This window comes from Xanthobacter flavus (genome assembly GCF_017875275.1).
GTDB lineage: Bacteria > Pseudomonadota > Alphaproteobacteria > Rhizobiales > Xanthobacteraceae > Xanthobacter > Xanthobacter flavus_A.
The window spans coordinates 3,876,344-3,902,814 of sequence record NZ_JAGGML010000001.1; the positions used below are offsets into that span (position 1 = coordinate 3,876,344).

The 26,471-nt window shown below is 67.5% G+C and carries 21 protein-coding genes and 1 pseudogene; 19 read left to right on the plus strand and 3 right to left on the minus strand.

Features of this window, described 5'->3' with window-relative positions; translation table 11 throughout:
• The first annotated feature begins 1 nt into the window (after position 1).
• The 5 genes from J2126_RS18370 (at position 2) to J2126_RS18390 (ending at position 4,609) form a co-directional block, all read left to right on the plus strand.
• Entirely contained in the window at positions 2-832 is an 831-nt protein-coding gene (locus J2126_RS18370; RefSeq protein ID WP_209488292.1) for an ABC transporter permease, read from the plus strand.
• The gene (locus J2126_RS18375) at positions 829-1,656 is read left to right on the plus strand and encodes an ABC transporter ATP-binding protein (protein WP_209488293.1); all 828 of its coding nucleotides are present in this window, start codon (positions 829-831) and stop codon (positions 1,654-1,656) included. Before J2126_RS18370 ends, J2126_RS18375 begins: the two co-directional genes overlap by 4 nt.
• A gap of 152 nt (positions 1,657-1,808) precedes the next feature.
• Positions 1,809-2,771, plus strand: coding sequence for an ABC transporter substrate-binding protein (locus J2126_RS18380; protein ID WP_348634336.1), 963 nt, complete (start codon positions 1,809-1,811; stop codon positions 2,769-2,771).
• Between the two features lie 8 nt (positions 2,772-2,779).
• Positions 2,780-3,838: a phenylacetaldoxime dehydratase family protein gene (locus tag J2126_RS18385; RefSeq protein WP_209488295.1), complete on the plus strand. Its 1,059-nt coding sequence runs from the start codon at positions 2,780-2,782 to the stop codon at positions 3,836-3,838.
• 9 nt (positions 3,839-3,847) lie between these two features.
• Positions 3,848-4,609 carry a sulfite exporter TauE/SafE family protein gene (locus J2126_RS18390; protein ID WP_209488296.1) on the plus strand — a complete coding sequence of 254 codons (762 nt, stop codon included), beginning with the start codon at positions 3,848-3,850 and terminating at the stop codon, positions 4,607-4,609.
• Positions 4,610-5,060: 451 nt separating this feature from the next.
• Here the strand turns inward: J2126_RS18390 and J2126_RS18395 are convergent.
• Positions 5,061-5,391: pseudogene (locus tag J2126_RS18395) on the minus strand (SOS response-associated peptidase); the annotation flags it as partial.
• Between the two features lie 262 nt (positions 5,392-5,653).
• On the opposite strand from J2126_RS18395, the gene J2126_RS18400 reads away from it, so the two are divergent.
• The 5 genes from J2126_RS18400 to J2126_RS18420 are packed head-to-tail and all read left to right on the plus strand — an operon-like array spanning position 5,654 to position 11,043.
• Positions 5,654-6,793 (plus strand): ABC transporter substrate-binding protein, encoded by a 1,140-nt coding sequence (locus J2126_RS18400; protein WP_348634337.1) that lies wholly within the window; start codon positions 5,654-5,656, stop codon positions 6,791-6,793.
• 58 nt (positions 6,794-6,851) lie between these two features.
• Positions 6,852-7,811 carry a branched-chain amino acid ABC transporter permease gene (locus tag J2126_RS18405; RefSeq protein ID WP_209488299.1) on the plus strand — a complete coding sequence of 320 codons (960 nt, stop codon included), beginning with the start codon at positions 6,852-6,854 and terminating at the stop codon, positions 7,809-7,811.
• Positions 7,812-7,814: 3 nt separating this feature from the next.
• On the plus strand, positions 7,815-9,584 hold the full coding sequence (locus J2126_RS18410; protein ID WP_245327437.1) for a branched-chain amino acid ABC transporter ATP-binding protein/permease: 1,770 nt from the start codon (positions 7,815-7,817) through the stop codon (positions 9,582-9,584).
• The gene (locus J2126_RS18415; RefSeq protein WP_209488300.1) at positions 9,571-10,278 is read left to right on the plus strand and encodes an ABC transporter ATP-binding protein; all 708 of its coding nucleotides are present in this window, start codon (positions 9,571-9,573) and stop codon (positions 10,276-10,278) included. The genes J2126_RS18410 and J2126_RS18415 overlap by 14 nt, the downstream gene beginning before the upstream one ends.
• A 27-nt stretch (positions 10,279-10,305) precedes the next feature.
• Positions 10,306-11,043, plus strand: coding sequence for a cyclase family protein (locus J2126_RS18420; RefSeq protein ID WP_209488301.1), 738 nt, complete (start codon positions 10,306-10,308; stop codon positions 11,041-11,043).
• A gap of 21 nt (positions 11,044-11,064) precedes the next feature.
• Here J2126_RS18420 and J2126_RS18425 read toward each other — a convergent pair whose 3' ends face one another.
• A complete protein-coding gene (locus tag J2126_RS18425; protein ID WP_209488302.1) occupies positions 11,065-12,555 on the minus strand; it encodes an aldehyde dehydrogenase in 1,491 nt (496 codons plus the stop codon).
• A 351-nt stretch (positions 12,556-12,906) separates the two neighbouring features.
• On the opposite strand from J2126_RS18425, the gene J2126_RS18430 reads away from it, so the two are divergent.
• Both J2126_RS18430 and J2126_RS18435 read left to right on the plus strand, forming a co-directional pair.
• Positions 12,907-14,538: a GMC family oxidoreductase gene (locus tag J2126_RS18430; protein WP_209488303.1), complete on the plus strand. Its 1,632-nt coding sequence runs from the start codon at positions 12,907-12,909 to the stop codon at positions 14,536-14,538.
• A gap of 7 nt (positions 14,539-14,545) precedes the next feature.
• Positions 14,546-15,718 (plus strand): mandelate racemase/muconate lactonizing enzyme family protein, encoded by a 1,173-nt coding sequence (locus tag J2126_RS18435; protein WP_209488304.1) that lies wholly within the window; start codon positions 14,546-14,548, stop codon positions 15,716-15,718.
• Positions 15,719-15,747: 29 nt separating this feature from the next.
• Here J2126_RS18435 and J2126_RS18440 read toward each other — a convergent pair whose 3' ends face one another.
• A complete protein-coding gene (locus J2126_RS18440; protein WP_209488305.1) occupies positions 15,748-16,695 on the minus strand; it encodes a LysR substrate-binding domain-containing protein in 948 nt (315 codons plus the stop codon).
• 128 nt (positions 16,696-16,823) lie between these two features.
• On the opposite strand from J2126_RS18440, the gene tcuA reads away from it, so the two are divergent.
• The 7 genes from tcuA to J2126_RS18475 all read left to right on the plus strand — a co-directional run bounded on the left by tcuA (position 16,824) and on the right by J2126_RS18475 (position 26,310).
• Positions 16,824-18,365, plus strand: a complete 1,542-nt coding sequence (tcuA, locus tag J2126_RS18445) for an FAD-dependent tricarballylate dehydrogenase TcuA (protein ID WP_209488306.1) — start codon at positions 16,824-16,826, stop codon at positions 18,363-18,365.
• Positions 18,366-18,419: 54 nt separating this feature from the next.
• Positions 18,420-19,817: an MmgE/PrpD family protein gene (locus tag J2126_RS18450; RefSeq protein ID WP_209488307.1), complete on the plus strand. Its 1,398-nt coding sequence runs from the start codon at positions 18,420-18,422 to the stop codon at positions 19,815-19,817.
• A gap of 61 nt (positions 19,818-19,878) precedes the next feature.
• Complete coding sequence (locus tag J2126_RS18455; RefSeq protein WP_209488308.1) at positions 19,879-21,318, plus strand: MmgE/PrpD family protein; 1,440 nt, start codon at positions 19,879-19,881, stop codon at positions 21,316-21,318.
• Positions 21,319-21,321: 3 nt separating this feature from the next.
• On the plus strand, positions 21,322-22,836 hold the full coding sequence (locus tag J2126_RS18460; RefSeq protein ID WP_209488309.1) for an aldehyde dehydrogenase: 1,515 nt from the start codon (positions 21,322-21,324) through the stop codon (positions 22,834-22,836).
• 212 nt (positions 22,837-23,048) lie between these two features.
• Positions 23,049-24,014, plus strand: a complete 966-nt coding sequence (locus J2126_RS18465; RefSeq protein ID WP_209488310.1) for a tripartite tricarboxylate transporter substrate binding protein — start codon at positions 23,049-23,051, stop codon at positions 24,012-24,014.
• 73 nt (positions 24,015-24,087) lie between these two features.
• The gene (locus tag J2126_RS18470; protein ID WP_209488311.1) at positions 24,088-24,762 is read left to right on the plus strand and encodes a tripartite tricarboxylate transporter TctB family protein; all 675 of its coding nucleotides are present in this window, start codon (positions 24,088-24,090) and stop codon (positions 24,760-24,762) included.
• A gap of 6 nt (positions 24,763-24,768) precedes the next feature.
• Positions 24,769-26,310 (plus strand): tripartite tricarboxylate transporter permease, encoded by a 1,542-nt coding sequence (locus tag J2126_RS18475; RefSeq protein ID WP_209488312.1) that lies wholly within the window; start codon positions 24,769-24,771, stop codon positions 26,308-26,310.
• Positions 26,311-26,471: the final 161 nt, after the last annotated feature.

Here is a 26,471-nt window from a genome sequence, read left to right on the forward strand (position 1 = left end):
CATGCTTTCAAAAAGCGCGACGCGCCTCCCGCCCCGGCGGGCCTCCCGCCCCTGGCTGCCGCGCGGCGCCCGCCTTCCTCTGCTCTCGGCCGCCAGCATCAGCGTCGTGCTCGGATTGTGGTTCGGCCTCGCCTTGTCAGGGCTGCTGCCGAAGATGGTCCTGCCATCTCCCTGGGACGTGGCGCAGGCGCTGGTGAAGAACATTGGCGTGCCGTTTGCTGGCGCAACGCTGCAGCAGCACCTCATAGCGAGCCTCGGGCGCTTCTTCTCGGGCTTTGTCCTCGCGGTGGTGGTCGGTGTGCCGATGGGGCTCGCCATGGGCTGGTTCGCGCCCTTCCGCCACGCCATAGCGCCCTTCTTCGAGACCTTCCGCTTCATCGCTCCGCTTGCCTGGGTGCCATTTGCGGCGCTGTGGTTCGGCACGGGCATCGGAGGGCCGATCCTCATCGTCTTCTCGGGTGCTTTCGCGGCCTGCGTCATCAATACGTTCCGTGGCACGCAGATGACCGATGAACGGCTCATCGAGGCATGCCGCACCATGGGGGCGAGCAACTTCAGGCTCATCGTGGACGTGCTTCTGCCCTCTGCTTTGCCATCCATCATGGCCGGGGTCCGCGTTGCGGCGGCGCTGGGGTGGCAATCGCTGATCGGGGCCGAGTTGATCGTGGCCTCTTCGGGGGTCGGCTATCTCATCGTGCAGGGGCAGGGCTCGGTGGAAACGCCCATCGTCATGGCCGGCATGGCGACCATCGGCTTCATCGGGCTCGTCATCGACCTTGGCCTACGGCAGATCGACGCCCGGATCGGGCGCAACTGGAGGACGGGCGCATGAGCGGCATCTCATTCAACGACGTCACCCGCTCCTTCGAGCGCAAAGGCGGCACCTACCAGGCCCTCGAGCCCGTCTCCCTTCACGTTCCGGATGGCGAGTTCGTGGCCATCGTCGGCCCCTCCGGCTGCGGCAAGACGACCTTGCTCCGCCTTGCCGCGGGGCTCGACCATCCGACGACCGGCAGCGTGACCGTGGGCGGCCGGACGGTCTCGGGCCCCGGCCCCGACCGGGCTGTGGTGTTCCAGCAGTTTGCCCTCCTGCCATGGAAGACAGTGCGTCAGAACATCGGTTTCGGCCTCAAATGCCGTGGTTTGGGCGAAGCCGAAGCGCGCCCGCTCGTGGACCGCTATCTCGCCACCATGCGCCTCGAAGGCCACGGCGATAGCTATCCCCACCAATTGTCGGGCGGCATGCAGCAGCGGGTTGCCATCGCCCGCTCCTTCATCCTGGAGCCCGAGGTTCTGCTGATGGACGAGCCCTTCGGAGCGCTCGATGCGCAGACCCGGATCGAAATGCAGGAGGAACTCATCCGCCTCACGGCGGGCCAGCGCCGTACCGTGCTGTTCATCACCCATTCCGTGGAGGAGGCAACCTATCTGGCCGATCGCGTGGTGGTGATGGCGGGCCGGCCTGGTTCCATCCGCGAGATCATCGACGTTGCCGCCCTCCGCAAGTCCGAATGCTGGGCGGAGCGCACTGTCGAGGAGGTTATGGAACTGGACTCGTTCATCCGCATCCGCACGCGGCTCTGGCGCCTCCTTCGCTCCGCCGGTGCGCACCCGGCGGGCGACGCCACCGACCGCAATCTCTCCATCGCCTCGTGACGACGGCGCAAACGACAAAAAACAGCCTTCCAAGAATCCAGGGGACAGGAGTCAAAGCCATGACCAGTCGCAGCCCGACTATCGCCGGCACGCTTTTTGCGGCCGGATTGATTTTTTCTGCCGTAGTCCCGGCTACTGCCGAAGCCGAGCCCGTGAACATCTCCTATCAGCCGGCTCTCTACTGGTCACTTCCATTCTATATCGCCACGGAGCGGGGCTGGTGGAAGGATGTCGGCATCGAGCCGAGCTTCTCCACCTTCCCGGCCGGCCCGCAGCAGATCGCCGCTGCGCCTTCCAAGTCCTGGGATATCGGCGGCACCGGCTCGCCGCCGGCGGTGCTTGGCGCGGTGCGCTTCAACCTCGTGACCATCGCCCTTGCCGACGATCAGTCCGACACCGCCTGGGTGGCCGCGCGCGCCAAGGATGCCGACGCTATCCTGAAGGATCCCTCCATCCTGAAGGGCAAGGAAATCCTGCTCACCACCAACTCGACCGGCCACTACACCGCGGTGGCCTGCCTGAAGAAGATGGGCCTTGGCCCGAACGAGGTGCGCGTCGTCAATCTCGGCCCGGCCCAGGCCATCGCCGCCTATTCGTCCGGAAACGGCGCAATTGCCGCCGCGTGGCCGCCCTTCTCCTACACGCTCCAGGAAAAGGCCGACACCAAGACCCTCTGCACCGGCCGCGATGGCGGCGCAGCGGTGACCGCCGCCGTTGTGGTGCGCGCCGATTACGCGCAGGAGCATCCCGAGACGGTCGCCAAGGTGCTGGCTGTTTACCTGCGCTCCATTGCGTGGCAGAAGAAGCACCGAGCCGAGACTCTGGAATACATGAAGAAGTTCTATCCCGAGGGCGGTACGACTCTGTCCGACCAATTTATCCAGATCGATTACGATAAGCGGCCGATCTATACGCTGGACGAGCAGCTGAAGCTGTTCGACCGTTCCAAGGGGCCGTCCGTGATGGATACGTGGCACAACGACCTTGCCGAATATCTAAGGTCCACCGGGACGCTTCAAAAGACGCCTGACGCCAAGGACTACATCACGGACAAATACCTGAAGATGATCGCCGACGACCCCAAGCTTCACGCGTTTGCGATGGACGCGAGCTGAGCCGGGCGATGAGTGAGCGGCCCGAACGCATCTTCCCTATGAGCCGGCCGGCGGGACATGTCCCGCCGATCGCCCGCTACTCTTCGCGCTTCGATCACCGCCCCGAGCGGCTCGCGGTGCTCTTCATGGGTATTGCGGCGGAGGAGGGCGGGCGGGCGGCGCTCGCTTTGTCCGACTTCCTGGCGATCGCGTGCCGCTCGGCCGATGCTCCGGCCCATTTCGACCGCGCGACGTTCCTCGATGCCAACGGGCGCCGCAACAGCGTGGCGGCGCTCTATTGGCCGGACCGCTCCGCATACGGTCGCTGGGTCGAGACGCCCGACGTGGCGGCGTGGCGCGCGGGGCACCGCGCGCTCGCCGAGGATTTCGGCCAATGGTGGGAGCCGGTGAACGTCGCACCGGACCGCTCCGAAACGATCGCGTTCGCCGAGTATCGCCGCGGCTTGTCCGCATGCCCCTTCTCCCGGCTCGAGCAAATGGGGGAGACCGGCTACTGGGGCGCCGCGCGCGACCGCATCCCCGCCTCCGGCTGGGACCGGCTTGCGGGAGAAGTGGCCTCGCTCGTAGCCCTCGGGCGGACGTCGGAAAGCCGTGGCCTGCGCCTCGCCATCCGCCCGCCGTCGGGACTTGCGGTGATCCGCTCGGGCGTGTCCTGGTCGGCCTGCGGTGCGGAGCAGCGCGAAAGCTATGAACGCAATGTGCGGCCCAAGCTCGACGCCGGGATGGAGTATCTGCGCCGCAATCCGGTCGAGACCGGCTGCCCCGCTTTGCGGCAGGTGGTGCTGACGGATAACGAGGGCGGGGAGCTGGAAGAAGCCTATTCCCTTGGCCTGTTCCTGTCGCTCGGCCACCTGGAGGCCTGGGCGAAGGACCATCCGACCCATCTTGCCATCTATCACCGGGCGATGGCCGAGCGGCGCAAATATCAGGAGGCGCTGGAGCTTCGCACCTATAACGAGATCTACGTGCTTGATGAGCACGCCGCCGACTTCGAGTATGTGAACTGCGATCCGTCGGTCGGCCTCATCCCCTATTTCGCCGCCCGGGTGCTGGCGTCGGGCACCTGATCACCGCGCATGCCCGATCCCCATATTCTCACGATGGTGCTCGTCCTGTCAGCGGTGGTGGCCGTCGCAGCCGTGCTGCGCGGCTTTACCGGGTTCGGCTTCGGCCTGTTCGCCATGCCTTTCGCCTCGTTCTTTATGGATCCGGCGAGTGCAGTGCCGGTCATGCTCCTGCTCCAGCTCGCCTCCGGAGCTGTAACGCTGCGCAGCGATCTTGCGGCGGTGGACCGGAGCAGCAGCGCGGCGATCTCCGCGGCCGGCCTGCCCTTCGTCGCGGTCGGGGCAGTGCTGCTCCATCTCGCGCCACAGAATGTGGTGCGGCTGGTGGTGGGCATCGTGACCATCGGCGCAGCGCTGGCTCTGGCCTTTGCGCCGCCGGTGCGCACGCCGCGACCGAGCCTTGTGCTTACGCTTGCGGCGGGAGCATCGTCCGGATTCCTGCAGGGACTCGTCGCCATGGGCGGGCCGCCGCTCACAGCTTTCTATCTGAGAGGATGGTTTGCTCCAGCGACCGCCCGCGCATCGATGACGCTGGTATTTTCGCTGTTCTGCGCCGCGCCCCTGCTGTTCGGCGCCCTGACCGGGCAAGTGGCAGGTCGCGCCTTTGCCCTCGCGCTGGCCTTGCTCCCGGCGTTGGTGATAGGCACCCTCATCGGAGGCATGGTTTTCAAGCGGCGTCCCAACGGGCACCGGGGCGTAGCGCTGATCGCTCTTGTTCTGGTCGGAGCGATGGCAGCCATTCGCGCCACGCTTCTCCTGATCTGCCACTGGTGAGCGCCCGGCATCCTCAACCCGATGCTGGCCGGACGCCTCGGCGCGCTGCTGACGCTGGGGCCAACGGCCATAAGCCGCCGATCACGTTGCAGAACTCCGGCGGCGCACCCAGCCCACCGCCGTGAGTAGTGCCGGAAACTCTAACTTCCGGCGCTCCAACGAATGGTCTCGGATCCATGAAACTCAGGACTCTCCCTCAGACCGGAGGAGAAAAGGGGCTTAGGTCAGGGATACTGTCGCCCATCGAGTTCGAACTGACCCCCGAAGGCGTCTAGAAAACTCAGCGCGGTTCAGTCCTCGGTGAAGTTCGCTTTGCCCATCGGGGCCTCCTTGCCTCAAAATTAGGGAAGAAGGCGTCCGGGAATCTGAGGGGCTCAATCCGACCGCACGCTTGGAAGCCGATCAGGGGCGTACGAACGTCCATATCCCACCCTCCTCACGCTCGACCAGCCGAAACACACACGGACATTGCCTTCGGATGGATGCTGGCGACGGACTCGCTTGGCTCGGTGAGGAACCCGAACAGGTCTACTGTCTCGACACCCGTCTTCATCTTGCGGACGCACGTCCATCCCGGCGTCCAGATCCCGGCGAACAGGGCCAGCGGCCGCGCCTCTGAGAGTGCGAACCAGACGTCGCTGCCCCCGGCCTTGTTGAACTCGCTGAAGCTGGTGAACGGCACGAGGCAGCGGTTCGCGGGCCCCAGCCATCGCTGCCAGTGCTTGCTCGACGTGTTGCGGATGTTGGTCGTGCCGCGGTCCCGGCTCCAGGCGCAGCAACTGCGGAACGACCGCTTTCGGACGATGCCGCAATTGATGCCAGAATACGTCAAGCGCATAATGCAATTTGAAATTATTATGAGAACGCATAGCGTGCGTGCCCTATGCTTCCGACAAGGCCGAAGTTCAATGACCGCAGCGGCCGAAAAATAAGAACATAGGGAGCAATCGCGCCATGGTCGGCCAGCACACGCTTGGGCGTGCCCTTTTCTCTGCCTTGTGCCTTGCGACGCTAGCCCCAGCCGGGACGGCTCGGGCCGAGGACGTGAAAATCGCTCTCATTGCCCCGGTCTCCGGACCGATGGCCCGGCAGGGCGACCTCATGCGCAAGGGCGCAGAGCTGGCCATCGAGGACATCAACGCCGCGGGCGGCATCAAGGCGCTTGGCGGTGCCAAGCTGTTGCTCATGGTCGAGGATGCCGGCGACAAGGTGGAGACCGCCAAGAACGCAGCCCAGCGCCTTGTCGCGAACCGCGCCGGCGTGGTGGCCGGCACTGGCGCCTGGAGTTCTTCGCTCACCCTCGCCGTGACCGAGGTCACGGAGCGGGCGGAACTGCCGTGGCTCACCCTCTCCTATGCCGACCAGATCACCAGCCGCGGCTTCAAATATGTCGTCCAGACTGTACCGGTGGCGAGCCAGCTCGCGCTCAGTTCCATGCCCACCGTGCTCGACATGGCGCAAGCCGCCTCCGGCAAGCGCCCCACCAAGGTGGCCATCATCTCCGACAGCACGGCGGCCTCGCAGGCGTTCGTGACGCCGCTACGCGACGGCGGCTTCCAGAAGCTCGGCGTCACCGTCGTTTCCGATGACGTGTTCACGCCGCCGCTGACCGACGCCACCGCTATGATCCAGAAGCTCAGGGCCACCAGACCGGACTTCCTCCTGTTCTATTCCACCAGCTTTCCCGACGCGAAGCTGGTGCTCAACAAGATGAACGAGTTCGGTTTGGGCAAGGGCAAGCTGCCGGCAGTCACCGTGGGGGTGCAGCTCGCCAGCCCAGAGATCCTGAAGGCAGTGGGTCCCGAGTTGCTGGAAGGGCTCGTGGTGGTGGCGCCGAACTGGCCATCCAAGGCGCAGGAGGCCGCGCTGCCGGGCCTCACCCGTCGCAGCGGTGAGCCGTGGCTGGGGCAGGACACGATCAGCACCTATGGCGACGTATGGCTCATCAAGGATGCGCTGGAACGGGCCGGGTCCACTGACGGCGCCAAGCTGATGGCGGCGCTGCGCGCGACCAACCGCAGCGACGGACCGGCCGATTACTATCTCGGGGATCGCCTCGCCTTCGACCACAATGGCCGCCGGGTGGGAGGCGCCGTCGGCCTCGTCCAATGGCAGGCGGGCCTGCCCTACCTGATCTGGCCCAAAGAGGACGCCGTACGCACACCGCTTTGGCCGAAATCGTGAGAGCCGGGCGGCGGATCATCCCGCCGCCCCCCGCATTCCCGAACGAGGCGGGGTGCCCATGCCTTTCTATCCTTCAGGCCTTGAGGCCTTCTTCCAGGCCGTGGCCACCGGGCTTCTGGTCGGCGCGACCTACGGCCTGATGTGCGTCGCTCTCGGCCTCATCTTCGGCATCATGCGCCTGATCAATTTCGCGCAGGGCGACTTCCTTATGCTGGGAATGTACTTCGCACTGGCGATCATGTCAGGGCTTGGGCTCGCTTCCCTGTTGGGATCCCTGCCTGCGCTCGTCCTGGCGGCGGTCGCAGCGGTGCCGATCTTCTTCGCAGTGGGTTGGCTCATGCATCGCCTGCTTCTCGGCCGCATCGGCCGGGACCGTCCGGACATGACAGAAGGCGAGATGCACCAGACCCAGCTCATCATGACCCTTGGCATCTCCCTCGTTCTTTCCAACGGCGGACTAATGGCGTTCGGCTCTACGCCTGTCTCCCTGAACACGCCTATGGCCTCGCAAGCCCTGGTGCTCGATGCCTTCGGCGGTGACATGATGGTGTTCCTCAACGAGGCGCGCATTCTGGCGGCGGTAGCGGCGCTCGCCGCATGCGGCGGGCTTTATGCCTTGCTCCACCGCACCGATCTCGGCAAGAAGCTGCGGGCGGCGGCGGACAATCCGCTCGCCGCGATTTACATGGGCGTGGACGTGGCGCGCTGCCACCGGGTCACGTTCGGGCTCGGCTTCGGCCTCACTGCCCTCGCCGGCGCGATGGTCGCGAGCTATTACCCCTTTCAGCCCTATGTGGGCCTCGACTTCGTTATCGTGATGTATGCCGGTGTTGTGCTGGGCGGTCTCGGCTCGATCATGGGCTCGTTCTGGGGCGGGCTGGTCATCGGGCTGGTGCAACAGCTCTCCACGCTCGTGCTGCCCATGCAGCTCCAGAGCACCACTGTGTTCGTGGTCTTCCTGCTTATCCTCCTCATCCGCCCGCAGGGGCTGTTCGGCCGCAGCGTGGAGCGCGCCTGAGCCATGTTCAGCATGCACCCTCGCTTCGCCTTTGCCGGCATAGCCGCCCTCGCTATCGGGTGGGCACTCGCCGTCCTCATGACCACGAATTCCTACTACCAGCTCATGCTGGCGCTGGTGCCGGTCTGGGCGGTGATGGGCCTCTCCTGGAATGTCTTCTCGGGCTACTCCGGGCTCGTCTCCTTCGGTCATGCGGCCTTCTTCGGGATCGGCGCCTACACCACGACCCTTCTCTTCGCAAAGGGCGGGATAACGCCCTGGATCGGCATTCCCGCCGCGGCCGTGGCGGGCAGCATCGCCGGCGTCGTCATCGGCGCGATCACCTTCCGGCTGCGCGGGCATTACTTCGCCCTCGCCATGCTCGCCTATCCGCTGGCCATGCTTTACGTGTTCGAATGGGCCGGTTTTCAAGAGGTGTCCTTTCCCATGAAGCGGGAGGATCCCGCCCTCTTCATGCAGTTCGCCGACCAGCGCTGGAACGCGCTCATCGGTCTTGGCCTGCTCGTCCTGGCCATGCTGGTCTCGCTAATGGTGGAGCGCTCGCGCTTCGGCATGTCGCTGCTCGCCATCAAGCAGAACGAGATCGCGGCCGAGGTTGCAGGGATCGACAGCTTCCGCTGGAAGCTCAAGGCCATTGCCCTCTCCGGCGCGCTGGCCGGGGCAGCGGGGGGCTTCTATGCCGTCGTGCTGCTGGTGGTTACCCCATTTACCGTCTTCGGCCTCGCGACCTCTGCCCAGGCGCTCATCGTCACCATGTTCGGCGGAGTGGGAACCCTGTGGGGCCCGGTTGTGGGCGCGGCGATTCTCGTCCCCGTCTCCGAAATTCTCCATGCCGAGCTAGGTGGCATGCTGCCTGGAATTCAGGGCGTGGTGTTCGGCATCGCCATCATCCTGGTCATGCTTAAAATGCCTCAAGGCATCGTCTGGGGGCTCAGGGACCGGCTGTTTGCCCGCCGCGAGCGGCCGGCCCGTTCGAGAGAGAGAGTGGATCGGAGCGTCGAGCGGCTAGCGACGCCATTTCAACTGCCTGCCCATGCCGCTGTGATGCTCGAGGCCGAGGGCATCTCCCGCAGCTTCGGCGGCGTACGGGCGCTGACCGATGTGAGCTTCCGGGTTCGCACTCAGGAAATCCTCGGCATCATCGGTCCCAACGGAGCCGGAAAGACCACGCTGTTCAATATCCTCAACGGTCTCGTCGCTCCCGGCAGCGGCGCCGTGCGGCTGAGAGGGCGCGACATATCCGGCCTGAAGCCCAGCCGCATATGTGCCCGTGGCGTTGGACGAACTTTCCAGGTCGCACGGGTATTCGCCCGCATGTCGCTTCTGGAGAACGTCGTGGTGGGTGCCTTCGTAGACACCGCGAGCGACGCGGACGCCGCCGAACGCGCCCGCGAGGCGCTGGGGCGTGTCGGCCTTGCTGACCTTGCTGAGGCCCCCGCCGAAGCCCTCACGAACCACGAGCTGCGCCTCCTAGAGGTCGCCCGTGCCCTTGCCTCCCGCCCTACGCTGCTGCTGATGGATGAGCCATTCGCCGGTCTCGATGCCGGCGAGATTCGCGCTTTCATTGGCCTGATCCGCGGCTTGCGGGACGATGGTATGACCATCGTCATCATCGAGCATACTATGCACGCGATGGTGAAGCTGGTGGACCGCTTCGTTGTCCTCGACCGCGGCAGCGTGATCGCCGATGGCGCGCCACAGGACGTGGTGCGCGACCGCACCGTAATCTCTGCCTATCTCGGCGACAAATGGGTGGCCGATGCTGTCGCTTGAACATGTCACGGTACGCTATGGCGGACGTATCGCCCTCGCCGAGGTCAACGTCTTCGTGGGCGAAGGCGAGTTGGTCACGATCATCGGCCCCAACGGCGCCGGCAAGACCACGCTGATGAAGGCAATTTCAGGTGTGGTGCCACTCGCATCCGGCCGCATCCGGCTGGCAGGCGACGACCTAGCCCCCGTTCCCGCAGCCCGCCGGCCGCACCTCGGCATCGCGCACGTTCCCGAATATCGGCAGGTCTTCGCCAATCTATCCGTGATCGAGAATCTGGAGCTTGGTGCCATGCCGCTGATCGACCACGCGCGCCGCGCCGAGAACATCGAACACGCCCTGGCTCTTTTTCCCGTTCTCAGGGAGCGGGCCCATCAACTCGCTGGCACTCTGTCCGGCGGGCAGCAGCAGATGGTCGCCATCGCCCGCGGGCTGGTGTCGTCGCCGCGCCTGTTGCTGCTGGATGAGCCATCCATGGGCCTCGCGCCGAGCGTGGTGGACATGATCTTCGAACGCATCGCCCACATCCATCGCGAGACCGGCATCACCGTGGTGCTGGTGGAGCAGCGGGCCGTGGAAGCGCTGGAACTGTGCGGCCGCGCCTATGTGCTCTCCACCGGCCGCGTAGTGGCACAGGGCTCGGGGCGCGACCTGATGCGGAACGAAGAGGTCAACCGGGCCTATCTCGGGGCGTGACCCCGGTGCTCCGATCCGAGGCTCTCCATGTGCGATATCTGTGTGAACCCGAAGTCGGGCTGGCGCGGCTTCATGGAGCTGCCACCCCGCCGTACGCTGGTCGCGACGGGGGATTGGATCGACCTCTCCCATCCGGTCGGTCCCGAGATGCCCTGCGCGTCCATTTTCCCGGCCCCCCGTTTCGAGCGGCTGCGGCAGGTGCCGCATGACCCGTTCAACGTCACCGAGATCCACATGGTGGCCCATGCCGGGACGCATGTGGATTCGCCGCTCCATTTCTTCAACGACGCGCCCGGCTTCGAGGACATCCCGCCCGAGCGGCTGTCGGGCCCCGGCGTTGTCTGGCACCTGCCGCAGCCGCCGGATGCCGTGATCGGCGTCGGCACGCTGCAGCGGGCGCGTCCGCTGCTCCAGCCCGGGGATATCCTCGCCATCGACACCGGCTGGGCCGCACGGGTGGGCACGCCGCTCTATGAGCGTCATCCAAGCCTCTCGGTGGAGGCGGCCCGGTGGCTGGTGGAGCAGCGCATCAAGCTGCTCGCCTGTGATTTCGCCACGCCCGACCTCGTCTACCACCTGCGGCCGGCGGGCTTCGACTGGCCGGTCCACCACGCGCTGCTGGGCAACGGCGTCCTCGTCTGCGAGCATCTGACGGGCCATGCCGCGCTGGCCGGGCAGCGGGTCGAGTTCATGTTCGGCGCGTTGAACATCGTCGGCTGCGACGGCGCGCCCGCGCGCGTGCTGGCCCGCCCGATCGCCGACTGAGCGACCGGGCGGGCCACGGTGTCACACCCGGACGGCGAAGGGGTCGCGGACGTCGTCGGAAAAATCCACCATCACGTTCTTGGTGCGCAGGAATTCATAGAGGCCCGCCTCCCCGCGCTCGCGTCCGAAGCCGCTTTCCTTCACTCCGCCGAACGGCGTCTGCGCGGCGGAGGCGCGATAGGTGTTGACCCAGACCATGCCGGAGCGGATGGCCCGGCTCACCCGCATGGCGCGGTTGAGGTCCTGCGTCCAGATGCCGGAAGCGAGGCCGAAGCGGACATCGTTGCCGATCGCTACCGCCTCCCCCTCGTCGTCGAAGGGGAGGATGGAGAGAACCGGTCCGAACACCTCCTCCTGCGCGATTCGCATGGAGTTCCGGACATTGGCGAATATGGTGGGCTTCACGAAGAGCCCGCGGGCGAGGTCGCCCTCCCGCGCCGCCTCGCCGCCGGCCCGGAGCTCGGCCCCCTCCGCCTTCGCCGAGGCGATGAAGTCAAGGATCATGTTGAACTGCGGCTCGTTGGCCGCGGTGCCCATCTCGGTGGCCGGATCGAGCGGGTCGCCGAGCCGGATATCGCCGGCGCGCGCCACCAGCCGCTCGACCACCGTGTCATAGACCGGGCGTTGCACCAGCAACCGCGAGCCGGCGATGCAGGTCTGTCCCGTCGCGGCGAAGATGCCGGCGAGGGCGCCCACCACCGCCCGGTCGAGATTGGCGTCGGAGAAGATCATGTTGGGCGACTTGCCGCCCAGCTCCATGATGACCGGCACCAGCGCCTTGCCCGCGGCGGCGGCCACCTTGCGGCCGGTATGGCCGCTGCCGGTGAAGGAGACCTTGTCGACCCCCGCCTCGATCAGCGCCTGCCCGGTGCGGCCATCGCCCGTGACCACGTTGAACACGCCGGGCGGAAAGCCGGCCTGCTCCACCAGCTTGGCGAACTCCAGCGTGGTAATGGACGCGTGCTCGGACGGCTTCACCACCACGCAGTTCCCGGCCGCCAGCGCGGCCGGGAGCTTGTTCGCGAGGAGCGCCATGGGCGAGTTCCAGGCGGTGATCAGCGCCACCACGCCGAACGGTTCATAGGCCGCGTAGTCGAATACGTTCTGCTGGTCGAGGGGGATGACCTTGCCCCAGATCTTGTCCGCATAGCCTGCGAAGAAGCGGTAGAGGCGCGCCGAGAACAGCATCTGCGGGCCGGTCTCGCGAATCACCTTGCCGTTGTCCGTGGTCTCCAGCCGCGCCATGCGGTCGGCGTTCTCTTCCAGGAGCTCCGCGAGGCGCAGCATCAGGCGCCCGCGCTCGAGCCCGCTTGTGTGCCGCCAGGTGCTCTCGAAGGCGCGGCGGGCGGCGGCGACGGCCTCCTCCACGTCGGCGGGGGCGGCCTGGGAGACGAGGGCCCAGGGCTCCTGCGTGTAAGGATTGTAGGTGGGGAAGGTCGCATCGCGTTGCGCCGGCGTCCAGCGGCCGTCGATATAGAGTTGGTAGGTCTTGAGCTGGCCGAGGGCGTTCATTCCGTCTCTCCCTGACGCTGGCGAACCGGCGGGCCTTCACGCCCGCACATGCTTTGACGGCGCCGACGCTAGAAGCGCCGACCATAGGGGAAAAATACCTTCTTTCGCTGCCGGGATGCGGCAAGGGCATACTGGCTTCCGGCAGCCGACAATGCGCAAGGCGCATACTGGAGGTCGTTTCGTGATTATCTTTCGATGGTGAAGGCTCCTAAGGTCGGCGCACGGGCCGGGAACGCGAGGCGCACGGCGCATTTCCGGGATGAAGCTCGACGGTCAAGCAAGACCGCAAGGGACGGTGGGATGATGGGAACGCCAGAAAAGGAGGCCGCGGTCGCGGCAGCGGAAGTCCACGTGTTTGATTTCGTCATCGTCGGAGCGGGTTCGGCCGGCTGCGTGCTGGCGAACCGCCTGTCGGCGGACGGCAAATTCAAGGTGCTGCTGATCGAGGCCGGGGGACGGGACACCTCCATCAACATCCATGTGCCCCTGATGGTCGTGAACCTGCTGCGGGACGAGCGCTATACTTGGCCGTTCATGACCGAGAAGCAGGTCCACCTGAACGGGAAGGAGCAGCTGTGGGCCCGCGGCAAGGTGCTGGGCGGATCAAGCTCCATCAACGGCAACGTCTATGTCCGCGGCGACCCCGCGGAGTTCAACAGCTGGACCAGCATGGGCTGCCCCGGCTGGGGCTGGGAGGACATGCTGCCCTTCTTCAAGCGCATGGAGAATTTTGCCGACGGCAATCCCGACACCCGCGGCAAGGGCGGACCCATCAACGTCACGCAGCTGAAGAATTTCGACAAGCTCGCCGACGCTTATCTCGCCGCCAACCGGGAGGCCGGATTCGAGCTCGTCAACGACTACAACGACGGCCATTACGAAGGCGCGTCCTACCTGCAGTATTCGACCCGCCGCGGCTTCCGCTGCTCCTCGTCGGTCGGCTACCTGCGGCCGGCGCGCGGGCGCGCGAACCTCACGGTGTGGACCAACACCATGGTCGGGCGGGTCCTGCTGGAGGGCCGGCGCGCGGTGGGCGTGGAATGCCTGAGGGAGGGCAGGGCGGTCCACGCGCGGGCGAGCCGCGAGGTGATCCTCTCCGCCGGTCCGCTGCAGTCGCCCAAGATCCTGGAGCTGTCCGGCATCGGGCGGCCGGACGTGCTCGCTCCGCTCGGCATCGCGCTGCGCCACGAGCTGCCGGGCGTGGGCGAGAACATGTCGGACCATCCCAACGTCCGGCTCACCTTCGAGTGCGCCCAGCCCATCACCATCAACGACGTGCTCCAGCGCCCCACCAGCAAGCTGAAGGAGGGGTTGCGCTACATCCTGTTCGGCAAGGGCCTGCTCTCCATCTGCTCCGCCACCGCGCACACGGTGATGCGCAGCAATCCTGGAGAGAACCAGCCGGACCTGAAGCTCCAGCTGCAGCCTTTCTCCGGCAAGGACCGGTACGCGCGCCGGCCCAAGGACGGGCTCGATCCCTATTCGGGCTTCACCATCGGCATCATGGCCCTGCGGCCCCGCTCACGCGGCTACGTCCACGTCGCCTCGGCCGACCCGATGAAGCACCCGAGGATCGACCCGAACTACCTGGCGGAGGAGGACGACGCGCGGGTGCTGATGGCCGGCATCCGCGCCGTGCGGCGCCTTGCCGAGGCGCCGTCGCTCAAGCGCCTGATCGTGCGCGAGACGCGGCCGGGGCCCGAGGTGCAGAGCGAAGCGGACATCATCGCCTACATCCGCTCGACGGCGCAGACCACTTGGCATGTGGTCGGCTCCTGCAAGATGGGGATGGACCCTCTCGCCGTGGTCGATCCGGACCTCAGGGTCCACGGCATCGAGGGGCTCAGGGTCGTGGATTCCTCGGTGTTCCCGACCATTCCCTCGTCCAACACCAATGCGCCGACCATCGCGCTCGGGGAACGGGGCGCCGATCTCATCCTGCGCGCCGCGGAACGAGGCACCGAAATGAGCCGGGCGGCCTGAGGAAACCATGATCGAGCGCATTGAGGTCTTCGTCACCGAGCTGCCCATCCGATTGAAGCGCATCTTCTCCAGCGGAAGCTACGACACCGGTCCCGCCGGGCAGCTGCTCGGCAAGCCGGTGTTCGTGAAGATCCACGCCGACGGCGTCGTGGGCTGCGCGCAAATCCGGCCCATCAGCCCCGGCCACTTCGTGGCGGATACGACCCATTCTGTGGTGGCCGCCATCAGGGAGATCTACGGCCCGAATCTTCTCGGCCGCAGCATCTTCGACATGGAGGCCATCACCGAGATGTTCGACCTGCGCCTCGCCGGCAATCCGGCGGCGCGGGCGGTGCTCGACATCGCCCTCCACGACGCCATGGGCAAGGCGCTGGGCGTTCCGGTCTACTCGCTCCTCGGGGGACGCAGCCAGGGCGTCATCCCGCTCGAATGGTCGGTGAGCCTTGCTGACGACGTGGCGGTGATGATCGCCGAGGCGAAGCGCGCGGTGGACGAGTTCGGCATCAGGGTGATCTGCCTCAAGGCGGCGGGCCGCAAGGGCTGGCGCGAGGACGTGCGGAACTTCGAGGCGGTGCGGCGTGCCGTGGGTGACGACATCGTTATCGGCGTCGATCCCAACACCGGCTGGACCGTGCCGGATTGCATCGCCGCTATGGAGGCCATGCGGCCGTTCGACGTGGGCTATGTGGAGCAGCCGGTGGGCCGGCGCGACCTCGCTGGGCTGGCGGAGATCCGTCGGAACGCCCGCGGCGTTCCCCTCATGGCCGACGAGAGTCTGTTCACCATCGAGGATGCGACCGCGCTCGCCGAGGTGAAGGTAGTAGATGTGTTCTGCATCAAGCTCTACAAGGTGGGCGGGCTGACGCCGGCGCGAAAGATATCCGCCATCGCGCAAGGCGCCGGCATTCAGCTGAACTGCGGCGGCCTTGCCACCGTCTCGACCTTCGAGGCGGCGGCCTCGGCCCATTTCTGCGCCACGATTCCGGCGCGGCGGACCTTCGGCGCGGCGGAGTTCGTGTTCGGCCTCGGGCCGCTTGGGCGGGACCCGCTGGCGGCGAACGAGGCCCTGGCCATCAAGGACGGCGCCGTCGCCGTGCCGGAAGGGCCGGGCCTCGGCATCGTCCTCGACGAGGCCGCCCTGGAGAAGGCGACGTTGCTCAAGGAGGTCGTCGCCCGCTGATCCGGGCGGCGCGCTCCTCTCGCCGGTGTTCAGGCTTCGCCGGTCCGCCCGGCATTGGCGTCCCGCAGGGCGCCGCGCACCACCGCGGACGTGAGCTTCGGCGCCACGGCGCGGATGAAGTCCAGCATGTAGCCGCGTAGGTAGGTGTTGGCGCGCAGGCTGATGAAGATGGTGCTCGGATCGAACAGGTGGCTGGCGTCCCGCGCGCCGAGCTCGGAATCCCGCTTCGGGTCGAAGGTGATGGTGGTGAGGACGCCGATGCCGAGGCCGAGCTCGATATAGGTCTTGCAGACGTCGGCATCGATGGCGCTGAGGATGATCTTGGGATCGAGCCCGGCGTCCTTGAATGCCTTCATCACCCGCCAGCGGCCGCTGTAGCGCTGGTCGTAGGAGATGATGGGATAGCCGGCGATGGCTTCCAGCGTCAGCTCGGGCACCTGGAGGATGGGATGGTCCCGGCGCGCAACCACCGAGCGCGGCAGCGCGAAGCAGGGTAGCTTCACGAGGTTCGGCAAGGCGTTGACCGTATCCGTGCCGATGGCGATGTCGGCCTCGGCCGCGTCCACCATGGCGCAGATGTCTTCCGGATTGCCCTGGCGCAGCACCAGCTGCACGTCGGGATGGCTGCGCACGAACTCCTCGATGACGCGAGGCAGCACATAGCGCGCCTGGGTATGGGTGGTGCCGATGGTCAGCGTGCCGTGCGCGCCGGAATTGACGTCGTCCTTCAGCGCCTTGAGCGCCGCCATGTCGGTTACGACGCGCTTGGCGATGTCCAGCACCAGCCGCCCTGGCTCGGTGGGGCCTATGATGCGGTTGCGGGTGCGTAGGAAAACCTCGAATCCGAGCTCCGCCTCCAGGAGCTGAACCTGCCGGCTGACGCCCGGCTGGGACGTGTGCAGCGCCTCCGCCGCGGCGGACAGGTGGTTGTTCTGGCGCACGATTTCGAGAATGTAGCGGAGCTGCTGCAGTTTCATGGCGCCTCATCATGCGCAATTAATATGCCAGAATAACATCATATTCTGTGCGCGCATACTGAAGATGGCTCTATGTGTTTCCCGACGGAGCGGGGCGTATCAGTCCCGGCGCCAGGGAGATACGCTCGATGTCGGAGCACGCTTCAAAGAAATACGATGTAATCGTCGTGGGTGGCGGCAATGCCGCCTTGTGCGCCGCGCTCTCCGCCCGCGAGCAGGGGGCGAGCGTTCTGGTGCTGGAGCGCGCGCCGTTCGAGGAGCGCGGCGGCAATTCGGCCTACACCGACGGGCTGATGCGGGTCGTCTACGAGGGCGCCGACGACATCCGCGCCCTGGCCCCGGACCTCACTGACGAGGAGATGGCGAACTCGGATTTCGGCAGCTACACCGAGGACGATTTCTTCGACGACATGGCCCGGATCACCCAGTACCGCACCGACCCGGACCTGTGCGAGATCCTGGTCCGCCGCAGCAAGGAGACGCTGCTGTGGATGCGTGACCAGGGCGTGCGCTTCATGCCAAATTTCGGCCGCCAGGCCTTCCGCGTGGACGGCCGCTTCAAGTTCTGGGGCGGCGCCACCATCGTCGTGGCCTCGGGCGGCCCCGGGCTGGTGGATGCGCTGTTCGCGACCGCCGAAAAGAAGGGCGTGGAAGTGATGTACGAGGCCTGGGTGCGCGGCCTCATCCACGACGATGCGGGGGTGCACGGCGTCAGTGTCCAGCATGACGGCAAGACGGTGGAGTTCAGGGCCAGTGCCGTCATCCTCGCCTGCGGCGGTTTCGAGGCCAATGCCGAGTGGCGGGCGCGCTATCTCGGACCCGGCTGGGACCTCGCCAAGGTGCGCGGCACCAGGTTCAACAATGGCGATGGCCTCGCCATGGCGCTCGCCATCGGCGCCCAGCCGTACGGCCACTGGTCGGGTTGCCACGCCACCGCCTGGGAGCGCTACGCCAGCGAGTTCGGCGACCTCGCCGTGACGCCCCAATACCAGCGCCATTCCTATCCGTTCGCCGTGGTGGTGAACAAGGACGGCAGGCGCTTCATCGACGAGGGGGCGGACTTCCGCAACTACACCTATGCCAAGTACGGCCAGGCCGTGCTCCAGCAGCCCGGGCAGGTGGCCTGGCAGATCTACGATGCCAAGACCCGCCACCTGCTGCGCGACGAGTACCGCACGCGCACAGTGACCAAGGTGAGCGCGGACACGCTGGAGGAGCTGGCCGACCGGATCGAGGAGATCGACAAGGACCAGTTCCTCGCCACCATTCGGGAGTTCAACGGGGCGGTCCAGCAGGACGTGCCCTTCAATCCCAACGTCAAGGACGGGCGCGGGGCGCCGGGGCTGCCAGTGCCGCGCTCGAACTGGGCCTGCACGATCGATACGGCGCCGTTCGAGGCCTATGCCGTCACTTGCGGCGTCACCTTCACCTTCGGCGGGGTGCGCGTCACCACCAGGGCCGAGGTCGTGAACACGGCGCAGGAGGTCATCCGCGGCCTCTACGCGGCTGGCGAGATGATCGGCGGGATCTTCTACTTCAACTATCCGGGCGCGAGCGGCCTCACCAGCGGCGCCGTGTTCGGCCGCCTCGCCGGCCGCAGCGCCGCGCTGTTCGCCTTGGGGGCGCGGACCACGGCGACCCCGCTCGAAGAGACCCGCAAGTACGGGTGAGCGCCGATGCCCGGCCCGCGCCGGTCCAGAAGACATCCAGGGAGCCAAAGCACCATGAACGTCGCCGTTTCCGTCTCGTCCCCCACCCGGGCACTCGCCGAGTTCGCCGCGAGCTTGAAGTACGAGGACTTGCCGCCGGATCTCGTCACCCTCGCCAAGCAATGCATCCTCGACAGCCTCGGCTGCTCCGTCTTCGGTTCCGACAAGCCCTGGACGAAGTCGGTCGCGCGGGTGGTCTCCCGCCTCGGCCAGAAGGCGAGCGCCAGCGCCTTCGGCATGGGCCTGAAGGCCGATCCCACCGGCGCGGCCCTCGTCAACGGGACCTCGGCGCAGGGATTCGAGCTCGATGACTGCCACGACCAGTCCATGTCGCACTACGGCGCCGGCGTGGTGCCCACCGTGCTCGCCATGGCCGAGGCCTTCGGTCCGTTCAGCGGCAAGGACATCATCCTCGCCACCGTGGTCGGCTACGAGCTCGGCACCCGGATTGGCAACACGGTGAGCCCGCACGCCTTCAACCGCGGGTTTCACCCCTGCGGCCTTACCTCCACCTTCGCCGCCGCCGCCACCGCCGGCAAGCTGCTGAAGCTGGACGCGGAGCAGTTCGTCAGCGCCATCGGCCTCGCCGGATCGCAGGCGGCCGGCCTGATGGCGTCGCAGTACGGCGCCATGGCGAAGCGCTTCCATTCCGGCAAGGCGTGCCAGAACGGCATCCTCGCGGCCATGTCGGCGCAGGAGGGGCTCACCGGCGTGCGCAACGTGCTGGAGGCGCCCTATGGCGGCTTCTGCTCCACCTACGCCGAGACGTACGACCTCGGCTATGCCACCAACGGGCTCGGCACCGAGTTCGAGATGCGCCACAACGGGTTCAAGCGCTATTCCTCGCTCGCCTCCAGCCAGACCTCGGTGGACGCCCTGCGCGCCATCATCGCCGAGCACCGCATCAAGGGCGCGGACGTGGCCAAGGTGTTCATCGAGACCACCGCCATGGTCCACCGCCACTGTGGCTGGCCCTACGTGCCCGCCGAGACCATCACCGCCCAGATGAACCTGCCCTATACGGCGGCGGTGACGCTGCTGGAAGGCAACGCCTTCATCGACCAGTACACCGACGAGAAGCTGCGCGATCCCACCATCATCGACCTCGCCAACCGGGTGGAGGTGGTGGTCGCCCCCGACCTTGACGCCCTCGGGCCGCACGAGATGCGCGCGGTGCGCGTCACTGTGACCATGAAATCGGGCGAGACCTTCTCCCACGCCCAGACCTACCGCTCGGGCCACTGGAAAAATCCCATGTCCGACGAGGTGCTCAGGGCCAAGTTCCGCGATCTCGCCGGGCGTGTCCTCGCGCCGGAGGCGGTCGAGGAGGTGGAGCACATCGTCTCGACCCTCGACGACCAGGCCGAGCCTGCCCCCCGCCTTGGCGCGGCCCTCCAGAAGCTGCGGGCCTGACGCCGCGTGCGGCGCGCGGTCGCCTGCGCGCCGGCCTCCCCCATCACGAAGGATGCCAAGAATGGGACAGCCCACCCCCGAGCGCACGCTCGCCACCGAACTCGCCGCCTTCACGGCCGGGCTGCGGCCCGAGCAAATCCCCGCCGAGGTGCGCGAGGCCGCCCTGTGGCACGTGGTGGATTCCATTGGCGTGTGCATTGCCGGCGCAAATCCGCGCGAGGAGAGCGGCATGGTCGCCCACCGGCTCGCCACCAAATGGGCGGCGCCGGCCGGCGCGACGGTGCTGGGCGTCGGCTCGAGCGTACGCGCGGAGATGGCCGCCCTGCTCAATGGCGCGCTCGCCCAGGCGCTGGAGATGGACGACAAGCACGGGTCGTCCCTCGCCCGTCCCGGCTCCACGGTGACGCCTGCGGTGCTCGCGGTCGCCCAGGCGAACGGCCTCGGCCTCGCCGACGTCGTGACGGCGGTGACGGTCGGCTACGAGGTGATGATCCGCCTGGGCTTCGTCGCTGGGGAGCGGTTCCTCGAGCGCGGCTACCACACCAGCTCGCTGCTCGGCGCGTTCGGCACGGTGGCGGCGATCGGCGCCCTGATCCGCGCCACGCCGGCGCAGATCGCCGACGCCCTCGGCATCGCAGGAACCTTCGCCGCCGGCATCCAGGAGGCGACCCGCACCGGCTCCACCTCCAAGATCCTGCACGGGGGCTGGGGCGCCCATTCCGGCATCGTGGCGCTCGACCTGGCGCAGGCGGGTATCACCGGTCCGGCCAGCGTGTTCGAGGGCAAGTTCGGCTTCTTCAGCTGCTTCCTTACGCCCATCAGCGGCCAGCTCGACTTCGCCCGCGCCGCTGAGGGCCTCGGCACGCGCTGGTATCTGCCGGAAACGGCCTACAAGCCCTATCCCTGCTGCCAGCTGCTGCACGCCTTCATCGAGGCGGGCAAGCAGATCCGGGCCGAGATGGCGCGGGACGGGGTGGCCCTCGACGCGGTCGAGGCCATCCACTGCCGGCTCGCCGAGCCGGGGCTGACCCTCGTCACCGAACCGAAGGAGAGGAAGCGCGCGCCGCAGCATCCCCACGAGGCCCGCTTCAGCCTGCCGTACGGGGTTGCGGCCACCCTAGTGCATGGCGACGTGGACGTGGAGACGTTCCGCCTGGAGCGTCTCGGCGATCCAGTGGTGCGCCGCCTCTCGGCGCTGGTGGACGCGTCCGTGGACCCCGAATCGGACTATCCGCAGCATTGCCCGGCGCGGCTCGAGGTCCGCGCGGGCGGACGGCGCTATTTCCGCCATGTGCCGTACCATCCAGGGTCTCCCGAAGCGGCGCTGTCCCATGACGACGTGCTCGACAAGTTCGCCCGGAACACCGGATGGCTGTTCGGGCCGAACGCACGCGCGGTCGGCGCGGCGCTCGCCGAGACTCCGGAAGGTGCGCCGGCCGACGCCCTGTTCCGCCGCCTAGCCGCCGAAGCGACGCGGCACAAGGTGGCGCAGGCGGTCTGAGCCATGGCGCCGGCGGCACACTCTCCCTCTCCCGCGCCGGCGCCCGAGCCGCGCCGCTATGACCGGCTGTTCATCGGCGGCGCGTGGGTCGCGCCCCGCTCGGGGCGGATGATCCGCTCCATCGATCCGTCCACCGAGGAGGTCTGGGCGGAAGTCGCGGAAGCCGACGCCTCCGACGTGGACGACGCGGTCGCCGCGGCCCGGTCGGCCTTGCGCGGGCCGTGGAGCCGCCTGTCTCCTACCCGGCGCGGCGAGCTTTTGGCCCGCCTCGCCACCCTCATGCGTCGGGATGCCGATCGCCTCGCCGAGGTGGAAAGCCGCGACAACGGCAAGCCTTTGCGCGACACCAGGGGGGAGGTCCTGCGGGCGGCGGACTGGATCGCCTTCTTCGCGGGGGCCGCCGACAAGATCAACGGCGAGCAGATCCCGTTCCGCCCGGATGCCCTCGCCTATACCCGCCGCGAGCCGGTGGGCGTGGTGGCGGCCATCCTGCCGTGGAACTCGCCCATCTCCCTGTGCTCGTGGAAGCTGGGCCCCGCCCTTGCCGCCGGCAACACGATGGTGCTGAAGCCGGCCGAGCAGACGCCGGCGAGCCTCATCGAGCTGGCGCGACTCGTGGAGGAGGCGGGCTTTCCGGACGGCGTCGTCAATGTGGTCCCGGGCTTCGGGGCCATCGCGGGAGCCGCCCTTGTCGCCCACAAGGGCGTCGCCAAGGTGTCCTTCACCGGCGACCACCGCACCGCGCGCAAGATCATGGTCTCGGCGGCCGACACGCTGAAGCGCTGCACCTTCGAGTGCGGCGGCAAGTCCCCCTACATCGTCTTTGCCGATGCGGACCTCGACAAGGGGCTCACGGTGGCGACCCACAGCGCCTTCCGCTCCACCGGGCAGTCGTGCTCGGCGGGCTCGCGGGTGTTCGTGGAGCGCCCGGCCTATGAGGCCTTCGCCGAGCGGCTCGCCGCGCGCGCCGGGCGCATCCGCGTGGGAATGCCGCTTGACCCGCGCACTCACATCGGACCCCAGACCTCGGCGGAGCAGCGCGAGAAGACCGAGCGCTACATCGCGCTGGGACTGGAGGAGGGCGGACGCGCGCTCTGCGGCGGCGGGCGGCCCGCGAGCCTTCCGAGGGGCTATTTCGTGGAGCCCACCGTGTTCGTGGACCTTCCCAACACGGCGCGCCTCGCCCGCGAGGAGGTGTTCGGCCCGGTGGCGCTGGTCATCCCGTTCGACGACGAGGAGGAGGCCGTCGCCCTTGCCAACGACACCGACTACGGCCTCGTCGGCGGCCTCTGGACGTCCGACGTGACGCGCGCTCACCGGGTGGCGGGCCGCATTGAGGCCGGCCTCGTCTCGGTCAACACCTTCCGGCCGGTCCACCATATGCTGCCCTATGGCGGCTTCAAGATGAGCGGCATCGGGCGGGAGAACGGCCTCGAGGTGCTGAAGGAATATACGGAGGTGAAGACGATCGTGGTCGAGCTTTCGTCGGAGCCGCCCGGCGACCCCTTCGCCGACTGAGGGCGCCCCTGACAGGGCAGGTTGCGGGGCTGCGCGGGGATTATAGCTGAGCCCCAAGTCATATCGTTCCGGCATACTGGAGTCGCAATCAGTATTTGAAACGCACATGGCGCCCCATAATCTCGGCGCGTCAGACCCGATCGAGGACCGCGTCGGCCGCCACGGGCGGCCGGAACCAGACGGCCCGGCCAAGAAAATCTAGGGAGCATCCCATGAACCGTCGCAGTGGCATCGCTTGCGCCGCGGCCCTCCTTCTCGCCCTCGGCGTGCCTGCGGCGCGGGCGGAGCAGCCTATTTCCATCGTGGTCGCCTATCAGGCCGGTGGCACCACCGACACCCTCGCGCGGGTGCTCGGCTCCCGCCTGTCGGAAAAGCTCGGGACGCCCGTGATCATCGAGAACAGGGCGGGAGCGACCGGGCAGATCGGCTCGAAATACGTGGCGAAGGCAGCGCCAGACGGGCGCACGCTCCAGCTTGCGACCCAAACCACCCACGCGGTGGCGCCGGCGCTCTATCCCAACGTGGGCTACGATCCGCAGAAGGACTTCACCCCCATCAGTCTGGTCGCCTGGTCGCCCCTGGTGCTGGTGAGCAACCCGTCCTTCGCGCCGGCTTCGGTCAAGGATCTCATCGCCTATGCCAAGGCCCATCCCCGCGACCTCAGCTACGCCACCGGGGGGCGCGGGGACGGCTCGTTCATGGCGGCCATGTTCTTCAACACCATGGCGAAGATATCCCCCGTGGCCGTGCCGTTCCCCGGGGAGGCGCCGGCCCTACCGCAGGTGCTCGGCGGCCAGCTGCCCTACATGTTCTGCAGCGCCCCCACCGTCGCCGCCGCCATCGAGGCTGGCCAGCTCAAGGGCCTGGCCGTGACCAGCAAGGTGCGCGCCGCCAACCTGCCGAAAATCCCGACCATGGCGGAGGAGGGGCTGCCGGGGTACGAAATGGTCAACTGGTGGGGCATCTTCGGGCCTGCCGGCATGTCTCCCGAGCTCGTCGCCAGGCTGAACACGGCGTTCGTCGAGATTCTCAAGGAGCCCGAGACGCGGGCGAAGCTGCAGCAGCTCGGCTACGAACTCACGGGCACCTCCGCCGCCGAGTTCAAGACCTATCTCTCGAGCGAGAACGAGAAATGGGCGGCCCTCGTCAAGTCCGAGGCCAGCGTGCCGGCTCAGTAGCGGCGGCCGCTCGAGATGGCGGTCCATGGGGCCGCCGCTGCCATGCCGCCCGCGACCTGGAGAGATCCCCCACATGGATGTGTCCCCGTCCCACGCCCGCCGGGCCCTCGTGCGCGATCCGCAGAATCTCGCCGCCGGCCTCGTTCTGTTCGGCTTCGCCGTGGTCGGCTGGATCGGCTCGGCCGACCTGGAGGTGGGCCGGCTCACCGCCATGGGGCCGGGGCTCGTCCCCCGCTTCCTCATGCTGTGCCTCGCCGGCTTCGGCCTGTTCCTCGCCGCCAACGCCTGCTTCCAGGACGGTCCGCGCATCGCCCTCGCGGACTTCAGCGGCACCCTCGTCATCGTGGCGCTGGCCGCGGCCGCGGCGGGGATCGGCGCGATCCTGCCCGAGGGGCCGTTCGGCTGGCCTTCGGCCGGCTTCGCCTTCTGCGTGCTCTACCTTGCCGTGATGGTGGTGCTCGTGATCCTCGCGGCGGGGCGCTCCACCTTCCTGGACCGGAGCGGCCTGCGCGGGCCGGTCTTCGTGGTCGGCGGCATCCTCGCCTTCGCCCTCACGGTGCGCTCGGCGGGGCTGCTGGTGGCGGGACCGCTCCTCGCCATGATCAGCGGCGCCGCGGCCTCCGACACCAGGTTCGGCGAGCTCATCTTGTTCGCCATCGGCATGACGCTCGTCAGCATCGGGCTGTTCCGCTACCTGCTGCAGCTGCCCATGCCCGTCCTGGTCATCCCCGGCGTGCTCTATCTGTGAGGGGTCATGGACGTCCTCGCCAACCTCGGACTCGGCTTCTCCACCGTCCTCAACCTCGTGGACGTGCAGCTGCCGCTCGTCGGCGTGGTGCCGCTGCCGACCAACATCCTCCTGTGCTTCGTCGGCTGCCTCGTGGGCACGCTCATCGGGGTGCTGCCGGGGGTGGGGCCGATCGCCACCATCACCATGCTGCTGCCCATCACCTTCGGGCTGCCCCCGACCGGGGCACTCATCATGCTGGCGGGCATCTATTACGGCGCGCAGTACGGCGGCTCCACCACGGCGATCCTCGTCAACATCCCCGGCGAGGCGACCTCCGTCGTCACCGCCATCGACGGGCATGAGATGGCCAAGCAGGGCCGTGCCGGCGCGGCCCTGGGCGTCGCCGCCATCGGCTCGTTCTTCGCCGGCTGCGTCGCCACGGTGGTGATCGCCGCGCTGGCCGCGCCGCTGACCCACATGGCGCTGCTGTTCGGTCCCGCCGAATATTTCTCCCTCATGGTGATGGGCCTCGTCTTCGCCGTCGTGCTTGCCCACGGCTCGCTGGTGAAGGCCATGGCCATGATCTTCCTGGGCCTGCTGCTCTCGACGGTGGGCACGGACCTCGAGACGGGCCAGGACCGCCTCACCTTCGGCTTCGCGCCGCTCTCCGACGGCATCGACTTCGCGATCCTCGCCATGGGCGTGTTCGGCTTCGCCGAGGTGCTGCGCAACCTTGGCATCGACGAGAGGCGCGACCTCGTCTCGAAGCCCATCGGCCCGCTCCTGCCCTCGCGCCGGGACTTCCGGGATTCAGCCATGCCGGTGGTGCGGGGCACCTTGGTCGGCTCCATCCTCGGCATCCTCCCGGGCAACGGAGCGGTGCTCGGGCCGTTCGCCTCCTACACGCTGGAGAAGCGCATCTCCCGATCGCCCCAGCGTTTCGGACACGGCGCCATTGAGGGCGTCGCCGGACCGGAAAGCGCCAACAATGCGGGGGCCCAGACCTCCTTCATCCCGCTGCTCACCCTCGGCGTGCCGCCCAATGCGGTGATGGCGCTGATGGTCGGCGCCATGACCATCCAGGGCATCATTCCCGGCCCGCAGGTGATGACCAAGAACCCCGACCTGTTCTGGGGGATGATCGCCTCCATGTGGATCGGCAATCTGATGCTGCTCGTCATCAACCTTCCGATGATCGGCATCTGGGTGCGGCTGCTGCAGGTGCCCTACCGCCTGCTGTTCCCGACCATCCTGGTGTTCTCCTGCATCGGCATCTATTCCATCAACAACTCGCCGATGGACCTGGTGATGACCGCCGGCTTCGCGCTGGCCGGCTACACCCTCATCAAGCTCGGCTTCGAGCCCGCACCCATGCTGCTCGGCTTCGTGCTGGGCAAGCTGATGGAGGACAATCTGCGGCGCGCGCTGCTCATGTCGCGCGGCAGCCTCCTCGGCGTGGTGGAGCGTCCGCTCAGCGCCGCGCTGCTGATCCTCGCCTTCGCCATCCTGTGCGCCGCGGTTCTCCCGAACCTGCGGCGCGGCCGCGATCGGGTATTTGCGGAATAGTCCCGATCGTAGGTACGGCCCAGCCTTGCCGCGGAAAAATTTAAGATCGGACGTCGCCTCCGCCGAGCGGATCCTTCTGAAGCATGGAGTTCATGCCCCCCCCGAACCCGCTGCGGGTCATCTTCTCTTCAAAGGGGAAGCCGTCCGCCGATGCAGCACCG